Origin of the sequence: Burkholderia sp. 567 (genome assembly GCF_040545115.1) — a bacterium.
In the GTDB taxonomy this organism is placed as follows: Bacteria; Pseudomonadota; Gammaproteobacteria; order Burkholderiales; family Burkholderiaceae; genus Burkholderia; species Burkholderia ambifaria.
Map to the genome: position 1 here is coordinate 84,189 of NZ_JBEPLG010000003.1, position 17,904 is coordinate 102,092.

Below are 17,904 nucleotides of genomic sequence, written 5' to 3' on the forward strand. Positions count from 1 at the left end.
CCATCGCTATGCGCAAACCGCGCGTTTCTGGCGCGAAGGCCTTTCCCTAGTGACCGGCGTCTACCGGATCGCAACGCACGCGCCGAGTCCGCAGCCGGGCCGTCTGCTGTCCCGCACGGTGCCGCTCACGCCCGCGTCGCTCGACCTGTTGCGGCGCATCGGCGACGGCGAGCTTGCCGAATTCGCCGTCACGGCCGCGGGCATTGCGTTGCTGCTCTGGAAGTACTTCCGGATCCCGGTCACGGTGCTCGGCACGCCGGGGCTTGCCGAGCACCCGTCGGCCCGTGCCGCCACCGTTCCGCTGATCATCGAGGTCCGACCCGACGAGCACATCGACGACTACCTGTCGCGCGTGGCCGGGATCGTGGAAGACAGCTATGCCGAGCACCATTTCCCGCTGGAAACGCTCGTGCGCAACGAAAAGGACATGGATCTCGCGCAGCTCACGAAGGTCTCGCTGGTGGACGACCGCGTGCACCGTGCGCTGAGCCGCGAAGACGACGACCTGCAGTTGCACCTGCGACTCGCGCGCGGCGAAATCGAGATTCGTTACGCAGGCGTCATCGAGCCTTTGCTCATCGACGGTTTCGCAGCGAGCCTCGGCGTGGTGCTCGAGGAATTCGAACAGCTCGACAAGCCGGTCGGCGACATCGAGGCGATCCCGCCGCAAGCGCGCCGGATGCTGGCTTCCTTCAATGAAACCGCGACGGCCGGCCCCAGCCATCCCACGGTCGTCGAGATGTTCGAAGCGCAGGTCGCCCGCACGCCCGCGGCGCCGGCGCTCGTCACCGACAGTTCGCTCACGACCTACGCCGATCTGAACGCCCAGGCCAACCGCCTGGCGCACGAGTTGCGCCACCACCATGGCGTCGGGCCGGAATCGCTGGTCGGCATCATGCTCGACCGTTCCGAATGGATGATCGTCGCGATTCTCGGCATATTGAAGGCGGGGGCGGCGTTCGTTCCGCTGGACCCGGCGTATCCGGCCGAACGGATCAATCACATCCTCGGCGACACCGGCCTGTCGCTGCTGGTGACCCAATCGAGCCAGCTCGCGCAGTGGTACGAATTCTCCGGCGTGACGCTGCTGCTGGATCAGGAACTCCCCGGCTGGACGCCGCTGCCGGACAATCCGCCTTGCCGCGCCGAGCCGGCGAACCTGGCTTACGTGATCTACACGTCCGGCTCGACCGGGCGACCGAAAGGCTGCCTGCTCGAACACCGGAACCTGGCCCACTACATTGCGTGGGCCGCCGGGTATTACTTTGCGGATAGCACGACCGGCAGCTTCGGCCTGTACAGCTCGCTGTGCTTCGATTTCACGCTGACCAATATCTTCTGCCCGCTGGTGCGCGGCAAATCGCTGCGCATCTATCCGCAGTCGGAAAGCATCGACACCATCCTGGCCCGCATGTTCCAGCCCGGCAGCGGCGTCGACACCCTCAAGCTCACGCCCACCCACATTCACCTGCTGGAATACATGAACCTGTCACGCTCCGGCGTGCGCAAGGTGATCGTCGGCGGCGAGGAACTGACGCCCCAGCACATCGCGACGCTGCGGAAGATCGATCCCGCGCTCGACATCTACAACGAATACGGTCCCACCGAGGCGACGGTCGGCTGCATCGTCGAGCGCGTCGACGGCACGCCGCCCACGGTGCTGATCGGCCGGCCCATCGCCAACACGCGCGTGTACATGCTCGACGACGCGCTGCGGCCGGTCCCGATCGGCGTGCCGGGGGAAATTTGCATCGCCGGCGACGGCCTCGCACGCGGCTATCACCAGCGGCCCGACGTCACTGCCGCGAAATTCGTCGAGCATCCGTTTCCCGGCGAAGCGCGCATTTATCGCACCGGCGACATTGGCCGCTGGCTGCCCGACGGACAGATCCAGTGCTACGGACGCGTCGACGACCAGGTCAAGATCCGTGGGCACCGTGTCGAACTGGGCGAGATCGAGGCCGCGCTCACCGCGCACGAGGATGTCGTCGGCGCGGCGGTCATGCTGCGCGAATCCGCCCATGGGGTGCGCAAGCTGGCGGCCTACGTCAAGGGTTCCGCGAACCTGAACGTTGCGGACCTCAGGGCCTTCCTGGCCGGGAAGCTGCCGGACTATATGGTCCCGTCGGACATTTTCCCGATCGCCGAATTTCCGCTCAACGCCAACGGCAAGCTGGATCGCCCGGCGCTCCTGGCCATGGAGCCCACCGCCGCGCCCGACGCCGCCAGCCTCGACGCCACGCCGATCCAGCTCGAGCTGGTGCGCATCTGGCGCGAAGTGCTCGACAATCCGGCCGTCGATCTCACCGGCCGCTTCTTCGACTACGGCGGAGATTCGCTGCAGGCCATGCAGCTCGTGTCGCGGATCTGGAGCAGCTTCTCCGTCGAGATCGGCATCGACGCCATCTTCGAACTCCAGACCATCGGCGCGGTGTCCGACCTGATCGAGGCGTCGTCGCCGCGGACCGGTTCGATGGCCGGCAACATCCCGCTCCGCTCGCGTGCGAACGACCTGCCGCTCTCCTTTCCGCAGCAGCGCCTGTGGTTCCTCGCGCAACTGGAAGGCCCGTCGGCCACCTACAACATTTCGAGCGCGCTGCGTTTCGACGGCGATCTGGACGTCGCGCGCCTGCGCGCCGCCGTGTGTGAAATCAGCCGGCGTCACGAGATCCTGCGCACCACGTTTCCCGCCGTCGACGGCCTCGGGGTTCAACGCATCGCCCCGCCGGCGCCGGTCGCGCTCGACGTCGTCGACGTCGCCAGCGAGTCCGACACGCTCGCGCTGCTCGCCGAGGAAGCCGACCGCCCATTCGATCTTGCCACCGGGCCGCTCTATCGCGTCGTGCTGTACCGCGTGAACGCGCGCCTGCATGTGTTCGGCATCACGATGCATCACATCATTTCGGATGCGTGGTCGTCAGGCATCCTCATCCGCGAACTGGCCGCGCTCTATGCCGGCCAGTCGCTGCCGGAACTGGCCGTCCAGTACGCGGACTACGCCGCCTGGCAGCACGAGCGCCTGGCGTCGGCCGACACGCATCGGGAACTGGCGCTCGTGAGCGCGGCGCTGGCGGATGCGCCGGACCTGATCGAACTGCCCACCGATCGCCCCCGGCCCGCCATCCAGCGTTTTCACGGCGCGGTGCTGCCGTTCCAGCTGAACGCCGAACGCGCCGACGGCCTGCGCGCGATCGCGCGCGCGTCCGGCACCAGCACGTACATGGTCGTGCTCGCCGCGTATGCGCTGCTCCTTTCGCGGTACAGCAACCAGCAAGACCTCGTCATCGGCTCGCCGATTGCCAATCGGCGTTCCAGCATGACCGAGCCGCTGATCGGCTTCTTCGCGAACATGCTCGCGCTGCGCGTGGAGCTGTCGGGCAATCCGACCTTCGGCGAACTGCTGGCGCGCGTGAAGCGCGTCGCGCTGGACGGCTACAGTCGCCAGGAGATTCCGTTCGAGCAGGTGGTGGACTCGCTCAAGCTCGAACGCAACCTGAGCCGCACGCCCGTTTTCCAGGCCGTGTTCGCGTACGAGAAAGCGCAGCCCCAGGCGGTGGACTTCCCCGGTCTCGTGGCCACGCCGGTGTCGGTGGAGACCCACACCGCCAAGTTCGACCTCACGCTCCATATCCAGGATGCCGACCATGGGCTTGCCGGCTCGCTGGAATACAACCTGGACCTGTTCGACGCCGACACGATCGATCGCATGGCGGAACACTTTCGCACGCTCCTCGATGCCGTGGTCGCCGATCCGGACCGGCCGCTCAGCGCGCTTGCGTTGTCGAGCGAGGCGGAACGGAACCTGCTGACCGTCGAATGGAACCGGACCGGGACGGATTTCGGCGACGCCGCCGCGCAACCGCTGCACCGGTTGTTCGAACAGCAGGTCGAGCGTACGCCCGATGCCGTCGCCGCCGTCTACGACGACGTCGCGCTCACCTACGCCGAACTCAACCTGCGCGCCAATCGCCTCGCCCACCGCCTCATCGAGCTCGGCGTCGCTCCCGATGCCCTCGTCGGCGTCGCGATGGAGCGCTCGCTCGACATGGTTGTCGCCTTGCTCGCGATCCTCAAGGCCGGCGGCGCTTACGTCCCCGTCGACCCGGAATACCCCGCCGAGCGCGTGCGCTTCATGATCGACAACGCGCAGCTGCGCTGGCTTCTCACCCAGCAGCATCTGCTTGATGCGCTGCCCGACACCGACGCCCGCGTGATCGTCGTCGATCGCGACATGCTCGACCTCGATGCCGCGCCCGCGTCCAACCCCGCACCTGCGCTGAGCGGCGAGAACCTCGCCTACATGATCTACACCTCCGGTTCGACCGGCAGGCCCAAGGGCGCGCTCAACACCCATCGCGCCATCACCAACCGCATCCTGTGGATGCAACACGCGTACACGCTCGGCGCCGACGATGCCGTGCTGCAGAAGACCCCGTTCAGCTTCGACGTGTCGGTCTGGGAATTCTTCTGGCCACTCGTCACCGGCGCGCGCCTCGTGTTCGCCCGGCCCGGCGGACAGCGCGAGACCGACTATCTGGTCGAACTCATCGAGCGCGAACGGATCACCACGGTCCATTTCGTGCCCTCGATGCTGCGCGCCTTTCTCGATCATCCGGACCTCGACGCGCACTGCACGTCGCTGCGCCGCGTCGTGTGCAGCGGCGAGGCGCTGCCATACGACCTGCAGCAGCATTGCCTTGCACGCCTGGACGTCAGACTGTTCAACCTCTACGGCCCCACCGAGGCCGCCGTCGACGTGACCGCATGGGAATGCCGGCGCGACGACCCGCAGCGCATCGTGCCGATCGGCCGGCCCATCGCCAATACGCGCGTCTACATCGTGGACGCGCAGCTGCAGCCCGTGCCGATCGGCGTGGCGGGCGAGCTGCTGATCGGCGGCACGCCGGTCGGGCGCGGCTACCACGGTGAGCCCGAACTGAGCGCCGAGAAGTTCATCGCCGATCCGTTCTCTGCCGACCCGCATGCCCGCCTCTACCGCACCGGCGATCTCGCGCGCTACCGGCCCGACGGCAACATCGAATTCCTCGGCCGCATCGACCACCAGATCAAGCTGCGCGGCCTGCGCATCGAACCCGGTGAAATCGAGGCGGCGCTGCGCGAGCATCCGTCGGTCGACGACTGTGTCGTGATCGCGAAAACCGACGGCGCCCGGACGTTCCTGATCGCCTATGTCGCGACCGCATCGCCGGACCTCGCCGATCTTCGCGGCTATCTGAGCGGCAAGCTCGCCGACTACATGGTGCCGTCGAAGTTCGTCGTGCTCGAATCCCTGCCGCTGCTGCCCAACGGCAAGATCAACCGCAAGGCGCTGCCCGTCCCGGCGGACACGGTCGACGCGGCCCAGCCGCATGCGCCGGCCGCCACGCCCCGGGAAATCCTGCTGGCGTCGATCTGGCAAGACGTGCTGCAACTGCCGTCCATCGGCATCCACGACAATTTCTTCGAACTGGGCGGCGACTCGATCCTGAGCATTCAGGTGATTTCGCGCGCCAATCAGGCGGGACTTCGCGTGACGGCGAAACAGCTGTTCCAGTATCAGACGGTCGCTCTGCTGGCCGCCGCGCCTGAAGAACGGGCAGCGCACGCGTCGAGCGTCAGCCCGCTGGGCGATGCGCCGCTCACACCGGTCCAGCACTGGTTCTTCGAACAGGAGATCGATACGCCGTCGCATTACAATCAAACGGTCCTGATCCAGGTGCCGGCGGATATCGACGCGTCGAGGCTCGCCGACGCGTTCCGGCAAGTGTACGAACATCACGATGCATTGCGCCTGCGTTTCTCGCGCAGCGCGGGCCAGTGGACTCAGGAAGTGGTCGCCGCCGGCGAGATGCCGGCGCTCTTCGCGAAGGAAGTGCTGGCAGGCGACGCCGGCGAGCGCATCGCGGCGATGCGCGCCGCCGCCGAGGAAGCGGAACGCGGTATCGACATCACGCATGGCCCGTTGCTGGCGGCCCGGCTTTTCTGCTTTGCCGACGAACCGCTCGCGCGCCTGTTCGTCTCGATCCATCACCTTGCGGTGGACGGCGTGTCATGGCGCGTGCTCCTCGAGGACCTGCATGCCGCGTACCACGGCCGGCCGTTGCCCGCGAAGACGACTTCGTTCCGCGAATGGGCGTTGCATCTGCAGCAACTGGCGCGGTCGCCGGCCATCGGCGACGAGGCCCCACGGTGGCAAGCCCTGCTCTCGCAGGACGTCGAGCCCATGCCGGTCGATTATCCGGCCGCGGGCGCGGCCAACAATGCGGCCAATAAAGCGGCCAGCAATGCGGTCGGCGACGCGGCATCCGTTTCATTCGAGCTGGACGAAGCCGACACCACGGCGTTGCTGCGCCGGCTGCCGCGGGCCTACGACACCCGCATCAACGACGTCCTGCTCGTCGCGCTCGCGCAAGCGTGCAGCATGGCCACCGGCAACGCCCGCACCCGGATCGATCTCGAAAGTCACGGCCGCCACGTGTCGGATGCGCCGCTCGACGTCACCCGAACGGTGGGCTGGTTCACCTCCATCTACCCGATCGTGCTCGAGGCCGACGCGATGCACACGCCGGAGGAAGCGCTGCGTGCCGGGCAGCAACAGCTGCGCCGGATTCCGGCCGACGGCCTCGGATATGCGCTGCTGCGCTACCTGAGCCCCGACGAGGCCGTGCGTGACAGCCTCGCCGCGCTGCCGAATGCCGATATCCTGTTCAACTATCACGGGCAGCTCGATACCGTGTTGCAGCAGTCCGACGGCTGGAGCCCGGCGGCCGAAGACCTCGGTTCGCTGCGCGCCGAGCGGTCCCGGCGCACGCACGCGTTGGAGATCGTCGCCGCCGTTTCCGACGGCAAGCTTCAGGTGGACTGGCGCTACGGCGAGCGTCTCCACCAGCGGCAGACGGTCGAAAACCTGGCCGCGCATTTCAAGGACCGGTTGCTCGACTTCGTGGCGTCGGTGTCCGACACCACGTGGGACAACGTCGAAGACAGCTACCCGCTGTCGTCCCTGCAGCAGGGCATTCTGTTCCATTCGCTGTACGAACTGGACCCTGCCGCCTACTTCCAGCAGTTCAGCTTCGTCGTCAGCGGCCCGCTCCAGGTGCCGGCGCTCCGGCAAGCCTGGGCCAACGCGCTCGCGCGCCATCCCGTATTGCGCACCGCGTTCGCGTGGGCCGATCGCGACCATCCCGTCCAGACCGTCCTGCACACGGTCGACCTGCCGTGGACGTTCCTCGACTGGCGACACCGCGATGCGTCCCGCCGCGCGCAGGATTTCGATGCGTTCCTCGCCGACGACCGGCGGCGCGGCTTCGATCTGCATCGGGCGCCGTTGTTCCGCTGCACGCTGATTCAGGAAGCGGACGCACGCCATCGGTTCTGCTGGAGTGCGCACCACATCATTCTCGACGGCTGGAGCACCGCCACGCTGATGAAGGAAGTGTTCGACGATTACCTGTCGCTCGCCCGCACCGGCACGCCCGCGATCGCGTCACCGACGCCGGGATACCGCAGGTACATCGACTGGCTCGCGCGTCATCCTCGTTCGGCCGACGAAGCCTGGTGGCGCGCCGAGCTGGCCGGGTTCCATGCCGCCACGCCGATCGCGGCCAAGCCGGCCCGACAGAGCGCCGGCGACGCCGCGCGGCAGGACACGCTCCGGACACAGCAATGCCTGCTGGACGAAGCCCTGACCACCCGGCTGCAAGCGCTCATGCGCACCCATCGCCTCACCCTCAACGTCCTGATACGCGCGGTCTGGGCGCTGGTGCTGCGGCGCCACGCCGGGACGAACGACGTCGTGTTCGGCGTCACCGTGTCCGGCCGCCCGCCGCAGCTCGACGGCGTCGAGTCGATCGTGGGGCTGTTCATCAACACGCTGCCGTTTCGCGTGCGCATCGCGCCGGAGCGCCCCTTCGTCGAGTGGCTGGCGGAGGTCCACGCAGCCCAGACGGCGATGGAGCCGCATTCGTACAGTTCGCTGGTCGATATCCAGTCATGGAGCGAACTGCCCGCCCGCGACAGCCTGTTCGACAGCCTGCTGGTGTTCGAGAACTTCCCGGTGGCCGCCGCTCCCGATCTCGGGCCGGACGGCATCGAGATCCGCGACACCCGCGCCTTCGCGGAATCGAATTACCCGCTGACCCTGACCGTACACCCGGATAACCGCCTCGCGTTCCTTATCACGCACGACGCGCACCGCGTCGCCCCGGACGCGGTGCGGCAGATGCTGGGCACCCTCCGCGCGTTGCTGGAACGCTTCGCAGACGATCCGGCGCAGCTGACCGGCCAGCTCGACGATGCGCCGGCGCAGGCCGCCGGCGGCCGGCCGGGCGCGCCGCGCGACGTGGCCGCCGCTGCCGCGGAACCCGCCCACCCCGCCCAACCCGCCGCCGGTGCGGCCACGACGGCACGCGCCGCCGCGCCGACGGCGGACGAAAGTACGTTGCTGGCGATCTGGCAGCGGATCTTCAAACGAGACGACATCACGGTCAGCGACAATTATTTCGACCTCGGCGGGCACTCGATCATCGCGATCCAGCTGATGGCCAATGTCGAAAAGGCGTTTGATCGCCGGCTGCCCATTTCCTGTCTCTTCGAGAATCCGACGATCGAGAAACTGGCGGCGGCACTGGCCGGGAAAGCGCCGTCCGCCCCTGCCGGCGGACTCGTGACGATCCGGGACGGCGGTCCCGCCGCGCCGCTCTTCCTGCTGCCGGGCGCCGGCGGGAACGTGGTCTACTTCCACCCGCTCGCGAACCACCTGAGCGACGCTCACGCGGTGCTCGGCCTCGAAGCGCTCGGCCTCGACGGCGCTTGCCTGCCGCTCACCCGCGTGGAAGACATCGCGGCCCGTCATATCGAACGCATCTGGCCGCTGGTGGGCGCGGGTCCGTACTACCTGGCGGGCCACTCGTTCGGCGCGCAGGTGGCGCTCGAAATGAGCCGGCAGCTCGTCGCCAAGGGCGCCGTCGTCAAGCTGCTGGCGATCTTCGACGCGTCGGCCCCCGTCGACAGCTCGGCCGCCACCTACTGGCAAGACTGGGACGACACCGATTGGCTGGTCGCGATCGCGCATGAAATCGGCACCTTCCTCGGGACCGACCTCGAGGTGACGCGAGCGGACCTCGTCGCGCTCGACCCCGATGCCCAGGCCGGCCTGATCCTCGACAGAATCGGCGACCGCGGCAGTTGGTTCGCGGATGCCGGATCCGACCGCGTGCGCGCGTATCTGCGGGTCTATCAGGCCAACTTCAAATCGCGCTACGCGCCGCAAGCCACCGCGCTTCCCGTGCCGATCGCCTTGTTCCGCAGCACCGAGCGGGATCCCGGCGACTACGATCCGTCGCCCGAGATCGCGCAGCTCCGTCTGGACCCGACCTGGGGCTGGTCGCGCTTCTCGGCGCTGCCCGTCGAGGTGACGGATGTACCCGGCGACCACCTGACCATGCTGCTCGATCCGCACGCCGGCGTGCTCGCTACCCACGTCAATCCGTTTCTGGAAAAAAAGCCCTCATGAACTCGACACCGACGATCGACAACACCTTCGCCCGCAAGGTCTGCATCAATCTGGACCGGCGTCCCGACCGCTGGGAAGCCATGCAAAGGAAATTCGCGGAGCAGAACATCCTCACGGTGGAACGACTGTCCGCCGTCGACGCGCGGCAAGTGACCGTGCCGGAATCGTTGCGCCATATGCGCCCGCAGGACTACGGCTGCACGATGAGCCATCTCGCCGCCGTGAAACAGGCCAAGGCCGCCGGCGCGAGCGAAGTCCTGATCTTCGAGGACGACGCGTTCTTCGACCCCGACTTCGCCGCGCGCTTCCCCGAGTTCATCGCGCAGTTGCCGAACGACTGGCACATGCTGTTTCTGGGCGCCTATCACTTCACGCCGCCCATTCCCGTCGCGCCGAACATCGTCAAGACCGTGGAGACGCTCACCGCGCATGCGTACGTCGTCCGGGACTCGCTTTACGACGCATTCATTGCGATCAACGAAAACCCGCCGGCGATCAACGACCGCAACAACCTCGTCCTGCAGCAGACCTTCAATTGCTATTGCTTCGAACCCAATCTGGTCGGACAGGAGTCCGGTTACTCCGACATCATGGACGAAGTCATGCCGGAAAAGCCGCTGACCTATTCCCTTCCGATTCCGGACGGCTGGTAATGGCTGCGGCCGGCGCTCGCTGCGATCCCTCTCTCGACAGACCCTTGAAGATCATGACAATCACCACCGTCGACCTCGAAGCGGCGTTCGTCAAGTCCGCGCTCGATTCGCTCCACCGGGACTGCAAGCTCGGCGAGGCAATTTCGCTCGCTTACGGGAAATGCGAATCGACCGCCGACGTGATCGATCTGATTTTTCCGTTGATCACGAAGAAACGGCGGGTGGATTACGTGCTGATGTACAGCATAGAAGGGAATCCCCGCACCCTCCTGCAGTTTCTTCGACTGATCGAGTCGCGGCTGACACATGAGCCCAGCTGGACAGTCGCGTCGATCGAGGCTGCAGTGCGCAGCGTGGCCGATTCATCGAGCCTCGGTTGGGACCGTGCGCAGCGCTTGCTGAAGTGCTGCATCCTGTTTTCCGACTCGCCGCTGGAAATCGTGGAAAGCATCACGTTCCTGGGCAAGCACGAAACCTCGTCGAGGTTGAGATCAGCGGCAAACAATGTCGAACTCAGCCACCTGATCAACTGAGTCATATTGGCAACTCATGGATTCCGCTCAAAGTAAATCGCCGCCGTGGCATTCGGCCGCCACCCTGATGTGGCGCAGTCATCCCTGGTTGACGCTGGGCACGGTCCTGACGGGCCTCGTCAGCGGCATCGCGTCGATCGTGGGCGTCGGATTGATCAGCCGGGTGCTGCATGACGGGGAGGATCGACAGACGCTGTTGCTGCTGTTCGTTGCGGTGAATGTCGTCGCCGTTCTATGCAGGAGCAGCGCTGCCGTGATGCCCTCCTATGCGTGCATGAAAGTCATGACGAGGTTGCGCGTCAACCTGTGCAAAAGGATCCTGGCGACCCCGCTGGATGAAATCGACAGGCGCGGCGCCCCGCATGTGCTGACCATGCTGACCCAGGACATTCCGCAACTGAGCCAGACCCTGCTCACCCTGCCGACGATCATCGTTCAATCCGTCGTCTTGATATGCAGCATCGTCTATCTCGCCTATCTCTCGTGGATCGTTTTCGCTTCGACGATCCTCCTGACCATCGTCGGCCTGGTGCTTTATCTGTTTTTCTATCGAAAGGCGGTCAATTTCACGGAGCGGGTTCGCGATGAATTCGTCCAGTTCAATGAATATACGCACGGCCTCGTGTTCGGCATCAAGGAGCTCAAGCTCAACCGGGCGAGGCGGCGCTGGTTCACCCGAGCCGCGATCGAATTGTCGTCGAAGCGCGTGGCAGGATTCAATTACATCGAACGCTTCTGGTTCATGGGCGGCGACAGCATCGGCCAGATCACGGTAGCGGTCCTGCTCGGATTCCTGCTGTTCGGCGTACCTTCGCTCGGCGTCGTGGACCCTTCCGTACTCACGGCGAGCATTCTGGCCGTTCTGTACATGATGGGCCCGCTGACCATGCTGATCAATATTCTGCCGATCGTGGCCGAAGGCAAGACCGCGCTCGCGCGGCTGGCGGAATTCGGCTTTCTGCTCGACGACACGCAGGATTCGCCCAAGGAACCGTCCGCCGCGGGCACCGGGGAATCGTCATCGGCGAAGCCATGGAAGCGCATCGAGCTGAAAGACGTGAAGATGAACTACCGCGACAACGAGTCGTCGGCCGACTTCGTGCTTGGCCCCATCAATATGACGATTCATGCCGGCGAGCTCGTCTATGTCATCGGTGGCAACGGCAGCGGCAAGAGCACGTTGGGCAAGGTACTCAGCGGCCTCTATGCGCCGACCGAAGGCCATATTGCGCTCGATGGACAAGTCATCGACGACGATGCCAGGGAACGGTACCGCAACCTGTTTTCCGCCGTCTTCACCGATTTCCATTTGTTCAACCGCATCATCGGGCCGGATGGGGAAAACGGCAGCATCGAACTTGCCCGGCAATACCTCGACACGCTGAAATTGGCAGGCAAGATCGAGATCAACGGCAAGACGTACTCGACGACCAGGGCTTTATCGACAGGACAACGCAAGCGACTGGCGTTGCTTTGCGCGTACATCGAAGATCGTCCGATTTACATCCTGGACGAATGGGCCGCCGATCAAGATCCGGTCTTCAAGCGATTTTTCTATGAAGTGCTGGTTCCCGATCTGAAATCCCGCGGGAAATGTGTCGTGATCATCACCCATGACGATCAGTATTTCAAGCTGGCGGATCGCGTCATTCGCCTGGATAGCGGCCGCATCTTCTCCGATACGGCCATGTGTGCCGTGCAAGCCGAAGTCGCGGGATGAGCCGCGCGCCGCGCCGGATTCGGCGGCCGGCGATTCATCGGTTGTCCCGGCTATCCGTTACAGACGCGTTCGCGGAGGGGTGTTTAAATCACGTCGGCAACCATGCGCGCAAGCGCAGCTTCAACGTCTCATCAGGAATCCTTTCATGGAGTTCAGCAGATTGTTCGCACACGTCGGCGAAGCGATCTCGACCAGCGGGAGCCGACGCTTTCCCCGCATGATGTGCAGCCTGATCTGCGCGGCGGTCCCCGTCGACGAAATGCGCATTTCGGCGTTCGCGGCCGACGCCGCGCCTGACGGCGATCTCGGCGTGCGCAACCTCGGCGTGGCCGGCGCGGCGCTCACGAAGGACGGCCCGGCCGCTGTCTGTCACGGGCCGCGGATGCCGCCGCGCCTCGACACGAGCCGCGTGCACGTCTCCGACACGCTCGCCGGCCACGCCCCCACCCACGCACTGCTCGAGCGCTTCTTCCTCATGCAGGCGGAGACCGTGCCGCCGCATCGCGTGCAATTCCATCTGGCGACCCGCAAGCGGGGCCACTATTACGTGATCTCGTTGTATCGCGCGAATACGTTCGACGATTTCTCGCCGCATCAGCGGAGCTTCCTCAAGGAGCTCTCGCACGTGCTGTTTCCGATCATCGACAGCCATGTCACGGCGCTCGATTCGGCTCCGCCGGTCGCCCGTGTGACCACCGCCGCGCCGGCGGCGACGCAATCGGGCCGGGAGCGCGTGGCGCGGCGGTTCGCCGATCGTTTGCGGCAAGCCGGCGTCAAGTTGTCCGCGCGCGAGATCGAGGCATGCACGGCGCTGCTGGCCGGCGACACGGTGTCCGCCATCGCCGTGCGTTTCGCGCTGCGCGAAAGCACCGTCGAGACCTATCTGAAGCGGGCAGCCGTCAAGCTGGGTTTCGGCGGGCGTCATGGCCTGACGCGCTGGATGCTCGAGGAGACGGCCGGCACCACGACGGACGCCGCCCGGGACGGCGCGAGAAACGCGCCGCGCGACTGCGCGGCGCCGTGCATGGGAACCTGAAGGCTCGCGGCCCGAACGCGCGTGCTGCCTACGCAGACGGCGCGCGAAACGTCACGGGATGGCGGCCGCCGGCCTGCCTCTCCCGTCGCGCGCCGGCAATCCGGCCGGCGACGCAGACCGAACTGCCGCACCCCGTGACCTCGCCGTCATCGCCCGCGACGACAAGCGGCGGCGCGGGCACGCGCGGCAGCCATTCTCATTCCGGCACGTCGGCCGGCGGCGTTCGTCGTGCGTCGGGTATCGACGCGCGCGCCTGGCGTGACGGCATCACGCCGCGGACGCGCACGGCACGTAATCGTCGATCATCCATTTCGTGAGCCCGTGCCGGCCGCTGATGCCGAGCTTCACCGCGGCGCGCTTGATGTACGTCTCGACCGTGCTTTCCTTCACCCCGAGCTCGCCGGCCATTTCGCGCAGCATCTTGCCCGCGAGCAGGCCGAGGCACACTTCGCTTTCGCGCGCCGACAGCACGACCGCCGCGCGCGCGAGCCGCGATTCGAACTCGTGGCGCAGCGCCTCGACGCCGGGCATGGCCGGCGTCGCACCGGGCGCCGCCGCGCCTTCGAGTTCGCCGTGCCGGCGCGTCGATGCATGCCACTCGACGAGCGGCAGCAGCGTATCGGCGAAACTCTTCAGGAAAGACATCTCCTGCAACGAGAAGTCGCGATGCGATGCCGTTCGATGCAGCGAGATCACGTAGCGGCGATTCGCCTTGCCCGACACGAGATGGCATTGAAATCCGCCGCCCGGCGCGCGCGGCGGCGCGACTTCGCCGCCATTGCCGCCATTGCCGCGCCGCATCAGCGGATTGATGTGAATGAGCTGCCGGTCGCAGGCAGCCACGATCCGGTTCGACAGCGGATGCGCTGCCGGTTCCCGCTCGCCGTGCGCGGCCGGCGCGCCGGCGCGCCCGTCGTCGGCCGGCACGCCGAACGCGCCGAGCGATTGTACGCGGACGACTTCGCCCGCCGGCTCGTCGAGCGTCCATTCCGTCATCCGGGTGATCGCGAGCGGAATCGATTCGACCAGCAATGCATGCATGTCGGATGCGAACCGCTCACTGCCGGCGCTCGAAATCACCTTCCCGAGCTTCGCGAACATCTGACTCTCCTTGTTGTGCATTCTTGAGGACGGCGACGCAACGCCAGCGCGGGCGAGCCGGCGCGGTGTGCGCGGCGCGCGTTTCATCACGCTTCGTCGCGTGCCTCTGTTGGCGGGCGACGCGCCGCCGCCATCGCGCGCCGATGCGTTCGGCTCACGCGAAACGGCGGCGCGCCGTTCCCTGTTCAGTTCGATGCGGGATCGCGTGCGGGGCCGGGACGGTCGGGCAAGCATGCCCAGCCCGCGATCCGGAAGACGCCATGCTCGTGCGAACGACCTTCAGGCGCGGCGAGCGCAGCCTCGTCACCGACGGTCGAACAGCCCGATGACAAGCATGAAACAGGCACGATGTTTCCTCCTTACTGGACGGCGCCATGCAGGCGGCGTCGCATTGATGGACGATCCTTACCGGCGAGCGCTGCGAGAAGCTGAAACATCCATTTCAGTCAATGAGCGTTGCTGGATGAAAACGCCATGCCGCCGGCCGCGCAGAATCCTGAATCGGAAAACCCGGCGTCAGCCCGGAGCGGACTTTATTCCCGTCGAATTCAACAAAAATCACGAACAAAAAACGAAACGGTTCTTTCCATTGAATTTGATCCCTGCATATCCCAGCCGCGTATGATAGCGACGATTTAAAATCCTTGCAGTTACCGTGATGTCCATTTTTTTAGTCACGCCGCGCGCGATCCTGAAATCGATCGATCTGCGCGCTGCGCAGCGATGCGATTATAAGTTTTCTGGATAAATCAACATCCATTTACCACGAAAGTTTGTAAAAATTGTCTCGGCGCCACATACCACGGATTCTCATCCGAATCCTTAAGCGAGAGGTGAATTGTTGATTTTCATCATGCTCTTCTCGCCCGCCGACCTGGCCTCAGGCATTGTCGTCCGGATATTGTTTCGCGTTTCTCAACGATCGATTCGATCTATGTGCCAACAAAGCATAATCCCCGTCGTGGGCCCGCGGCTGTGCCCCGTTGATTACCCTTTCAAGCGATAAAAATTTCCACGAACATCATTTTCAGCACCGCCGGCACCGGTGTTGCAAAATATCCACAAATGGCGAAGCCATTGCCGGTCATAAAATTCCCATATTGAAGGGCGCGGAATTTGTCAACTCCACCACTTGCCGCCCGATAAATAAATTGTTACGCTTTCCAACGGAATAAATAATGTATCGTCAATCGATTTTAAATTACGAGCCGGTTTATTTAAAAAAACGAAATATGTAAATTAATATTCACGCGCAATCATCTTTTGTCGATCGTCGCGGCTAGCGCTTCGTCACGCGCTATTCAATCGAATCTCCCTATCCGTTTGCCGGCAGGCAGGTCGACGGCCAATTGAAGAAGTCGCCCGGCGGTTTTTCGATTTCCCCTTGGACATTCGTGCTGAGGTGCGGCCGCGCTTTGCCGCACCGGTCTCAACGCGTCACTTGTCGTCTTTCCAATCTGCAAAACAATTCCGAAAAATTGGAGCACACCATGAGTCACGACTTCCGAGACGAACCTGCGCCGCGCCGCGCCTTCCTCGCCGACATGGCGAAGCTCGCGGCGGCCGGCGTCGTCACCGGCTGGACGCCGCTTTACCAGATTGCGGCGCACGCGCGAGCGGCCGGCGCGACACCGCCCGGCTTCCCGGCCAATATCCCGCTTTACAAGCAGGCGTTCCAGAACTGGAGTGGTGAGATCGCCGTGCAGGACGTATGGACCGCCGCGCCGCGTTCCGCCGACGACGTCGTCGCGGCAGTCAACTGGGCGCGCGCGAACGGCTACCGGATACGCCCGCGCGGCTACATGCACAACTGGTCGCCGCTGACGCTGGAACCGAGCGCCGGCGCGGCGAACCTCGTGCTGCTCGATACGACGCAGTCGCTCACGGCCGTCTCCGTCGACACGTCGGCGCGTCCGGCGCGCGTCACCGCGCAAACGGGCGTCTCGCTGGAGGCGCTGCTCGCGACGCTCGAGCAATATGGGCTCGGCGTGATCGCCGCGCCCGCGCCAGGCGGCATCACGCTCGGCGGTGCGCTCGCGATCGACGCGCACGGCACCGCCGTACCGGCGGCCGGCGAGACCCTGCAACCGGGTCACACCTATGGCTCGCTGAGCAATCTCGTGGTCGCGCTGACCGCGGTCGTGTTCGATCCGGCCCGGCAGCAATACGTGCTGCGCCGGTTCGAGCGCAGCGATCCCGAGATCGGCGCGTTCCTCGCGCACATCGGGATGGCGTTCGTCGTCGAAGTCACGCTGATTGCAGGCCCGAACCAGCGGCTGCGCTGCCAGAGCTTCGTCGACATTCCGTCGTCCGAACTGTTTGCGCCGGCCGGCACGCCGGGCCGCACCATCGCGTCGTTTCTCGATCGCTCGGGCCGGATGGAAGCGATCTGGTTCCCGTTCACGACCAGCCCGTGGCTCAAGGTCTGGACGCCGACGCCCGGCAAGCCGCTCCTGTCGCGCGCCGTCACGCAGCCCTACAACTATCCGTTCTCCGATTCGATCTCGCAGTCCATCTCGGATCTCGTCAAGCGGATCGTGATCGGCGGCGAAGGCGCATTGACGCCGTTGTTCGGCCAGACGCAGCTGGCCATCACGACCGCGGGCCTCGCACTCACGCTGAGCGGGGACATCTGGGGCTGGTCGCGCACCGTGCTGCAGTACATTCGGCCGACGACGCTGCGCGTCACCGCGAACGGCTACGCGATACTGGCGCGGCGCGCCGACGTGCAGCGCGTGATCAGCGAATTCGTGCAGTTCTATCAGAATCGTATCGACGCGTACAAGGCACGCGGCGAGTACCCGATCAACGGTCCCGTCGAGATCCGTGTCACCGGTCTCGACAAGCCGGCCGATGCCGGCGCCGGCGCGGTCGTTCCCACGCTGTCCGCGCTCAAGCCGCGCCCCGACCACCTCGAATGGGACATCGCCGTATGGTTCGATATCCTGACGTTACCGGGCACGCCGGGCGCCGATCGCTTCTATCGCGAGATCGAGCAATGGATGCTCGCGAACTACACCGGTTCGTATGCGACGCTGCGCCCCGAATGGTCGAAGGGCTGGGGCTATACCGACACGGCCGCCTGGCAGGACGGCACGATGCTCGCGACCACGATCCCGAACCTGCATCGTGACGGCCAGCCGCCGTCGAGCAGCTGGGATGCGGCGCGTGCGACGCTCGAACGCTACGACCCGAGCCGGATCTTCCGGTCGCCGCTGCTCGATCGGTTGATGCCGTAGCGATCGCTGCGGAAGCCGGCTGCCATGGCCGCAACGGAACGGAGCACGTGACGATGCGCGGCGAGACAGGTTCGAGGTCGTTCCTCAGGACGCATTGGGCATGGTGGT

The 17,904-nt window shown here is 65.4% G+C and carries 7 protein-coding genes; 6 read left to right on the plus strand and 1 reads right to left on the minus strand.

What is annotated here, in order from left to right; genetic code table 11:
* The first annotated feature begins 49 nt into the window (after positions 1 to 49).
* The 5 genes from ABIC50_RS10940 (at position 50) to ABIC50_RS10960 (ending at position 13,456) form a co-directional block, all read left to right on the plus strand.
* Positions 50 to 9,514, plus strand: a complete 9,465-nt coding sequence (locus ABIC50_RS10940; RefSeq protein ID WP_354163752.1) for a non-ribosomal peptide synthetase — start codon at positions 50 to 52, stop codon at positions 9,512 to 9,514.
* Entirely contained in the window at positions 9,511 to 10,167 is a 657-nt protein-coding gene (locus tag ABIC50_RS10945; protein ID WP_126224726.1) for a glycosyltransferase family 25 protein, read from the plus strand. The genes ABIC50_RS10940 and ABIC50_RS10945 overlap by 4 nt, the downstream gene beginning before the upstream one ends.
* A 53-nt stretch (positions 10,168 to 10,220) precedes the next feature.
* Positions 10,221 to 10,700 (plus strand): hypothetical protein, encoded by a 480-nt coding sequence (locus ABIC50_RS10950; protein ID WP_354163754.1) that lies wholly within the window; start codon positions 10,221 to 10,223, stop codon positions 10,698 to 10,700.
* A gap of 16 nt (positions 10,701 to 10,716) precedes the next feature.
* Positions 10,717 to 12,420 carry a cyclic peptide export ABC transporter gene (locus tag ABIC50_RS10955; protein ID WP_354163756.1) on the plus strand — a complete coding sequence of 568 codons (1,704 nt, stop codon included), beginning with the start codon at positions 10,717 to 10,719 and terminating at the stop codon, positions 12,418 to 12,420.
* Positions 12,421 to 12,565: 145 nt separating this feature from the next.
* Positions 12,566 to 13,456, plus strand: coding sequence for a helix-turn-helix transcriptional regulator (locus ABIC50_RS10960; protein WP_354163758.1), 891 nt, complete (start codon positions 12,566 to 12,568; stop codon positions 13,454 to 13,456).
* Positions 13,457 to 13,723: 267 nt separating this feature from the next.
* Here the strand turns inward: ABIC50_RS10960 and ABIC50_RS10965 are convergent, their stop codons facing one another.
* Complete coding sequence (locus ABIC50_RS10965) at positions 13,724 to 14,557, minus strand: helix-turn-helix domain-containing protein (protein ID WP_127456119.1); 834 nt, start codon at positions 14,555 to 14,557, stop codon at positions 13,724 to 13,726.
* 1,490 nt (positions 14,558 to 16,047) lie between these two features.
* Here ABIC50_RS10965 and ABIC50_RS10970 point away from each other — a divergent pair.
* Positions 16,048 to 17,796 (plus strand): cholesterol oxidase substrate-binding domain-containing protein, encoded by a 1,749-nt coding sequence (locus tag ABIC50_RS10970; RefSeq protein ID WP_354163760.1) that lies wholly within the window; start codon positions 16,048 to 16,050, stop codon positions 17,794 to 17,796.
* Positions 17,797 to 17,904 lie beyond the last annotated feature (108 nt).

Coding starts and splice junctions, on each gene's coding strand:
- ABIC50_RS10945 (WP_126224726.1), top strand. CDS start 9,511: ATGAACTCGACACCGACGATCGACAACACCTTCGCCCGCAAGGTCTGC.
- ABIC50_RS10950 (WP_354163754.1), top strand. CDS start 10,221: ATGACAATCACCACCGTCGACCTCGAAGCGGCGTTCGTCAAGTCCGCG.
- ABIC50_RS10955 (WP_354163756.1), top strand. CDS start 10,717: ATGGATTCCGCTCAAAGTAAATCGCCGCCGTGGCATTCGGCCGCCACC.
- ABIC50_RS10960 (WP_354163758.1), top strand. CDS start 12,566: ATGGAGTTCAGCAGATTGTTCGCACACGTCGGCGAAGCGATCTCGACC.
- ABIC50_RS10965 (WP_127456119.1), bottom strand. CDS start 14,557: ATGTTCGCGAAGCTCGGGAAGGTGATTTCGAGCGCCGGCAGTGAGCGG.
- ABIC50_RS10970 (WP_354163760.1), top strand. CDS start 16,048: ATGAGTCACGACTTCCGAGACGAACCTGCGCCGCGCCGCGCCTTCCTC.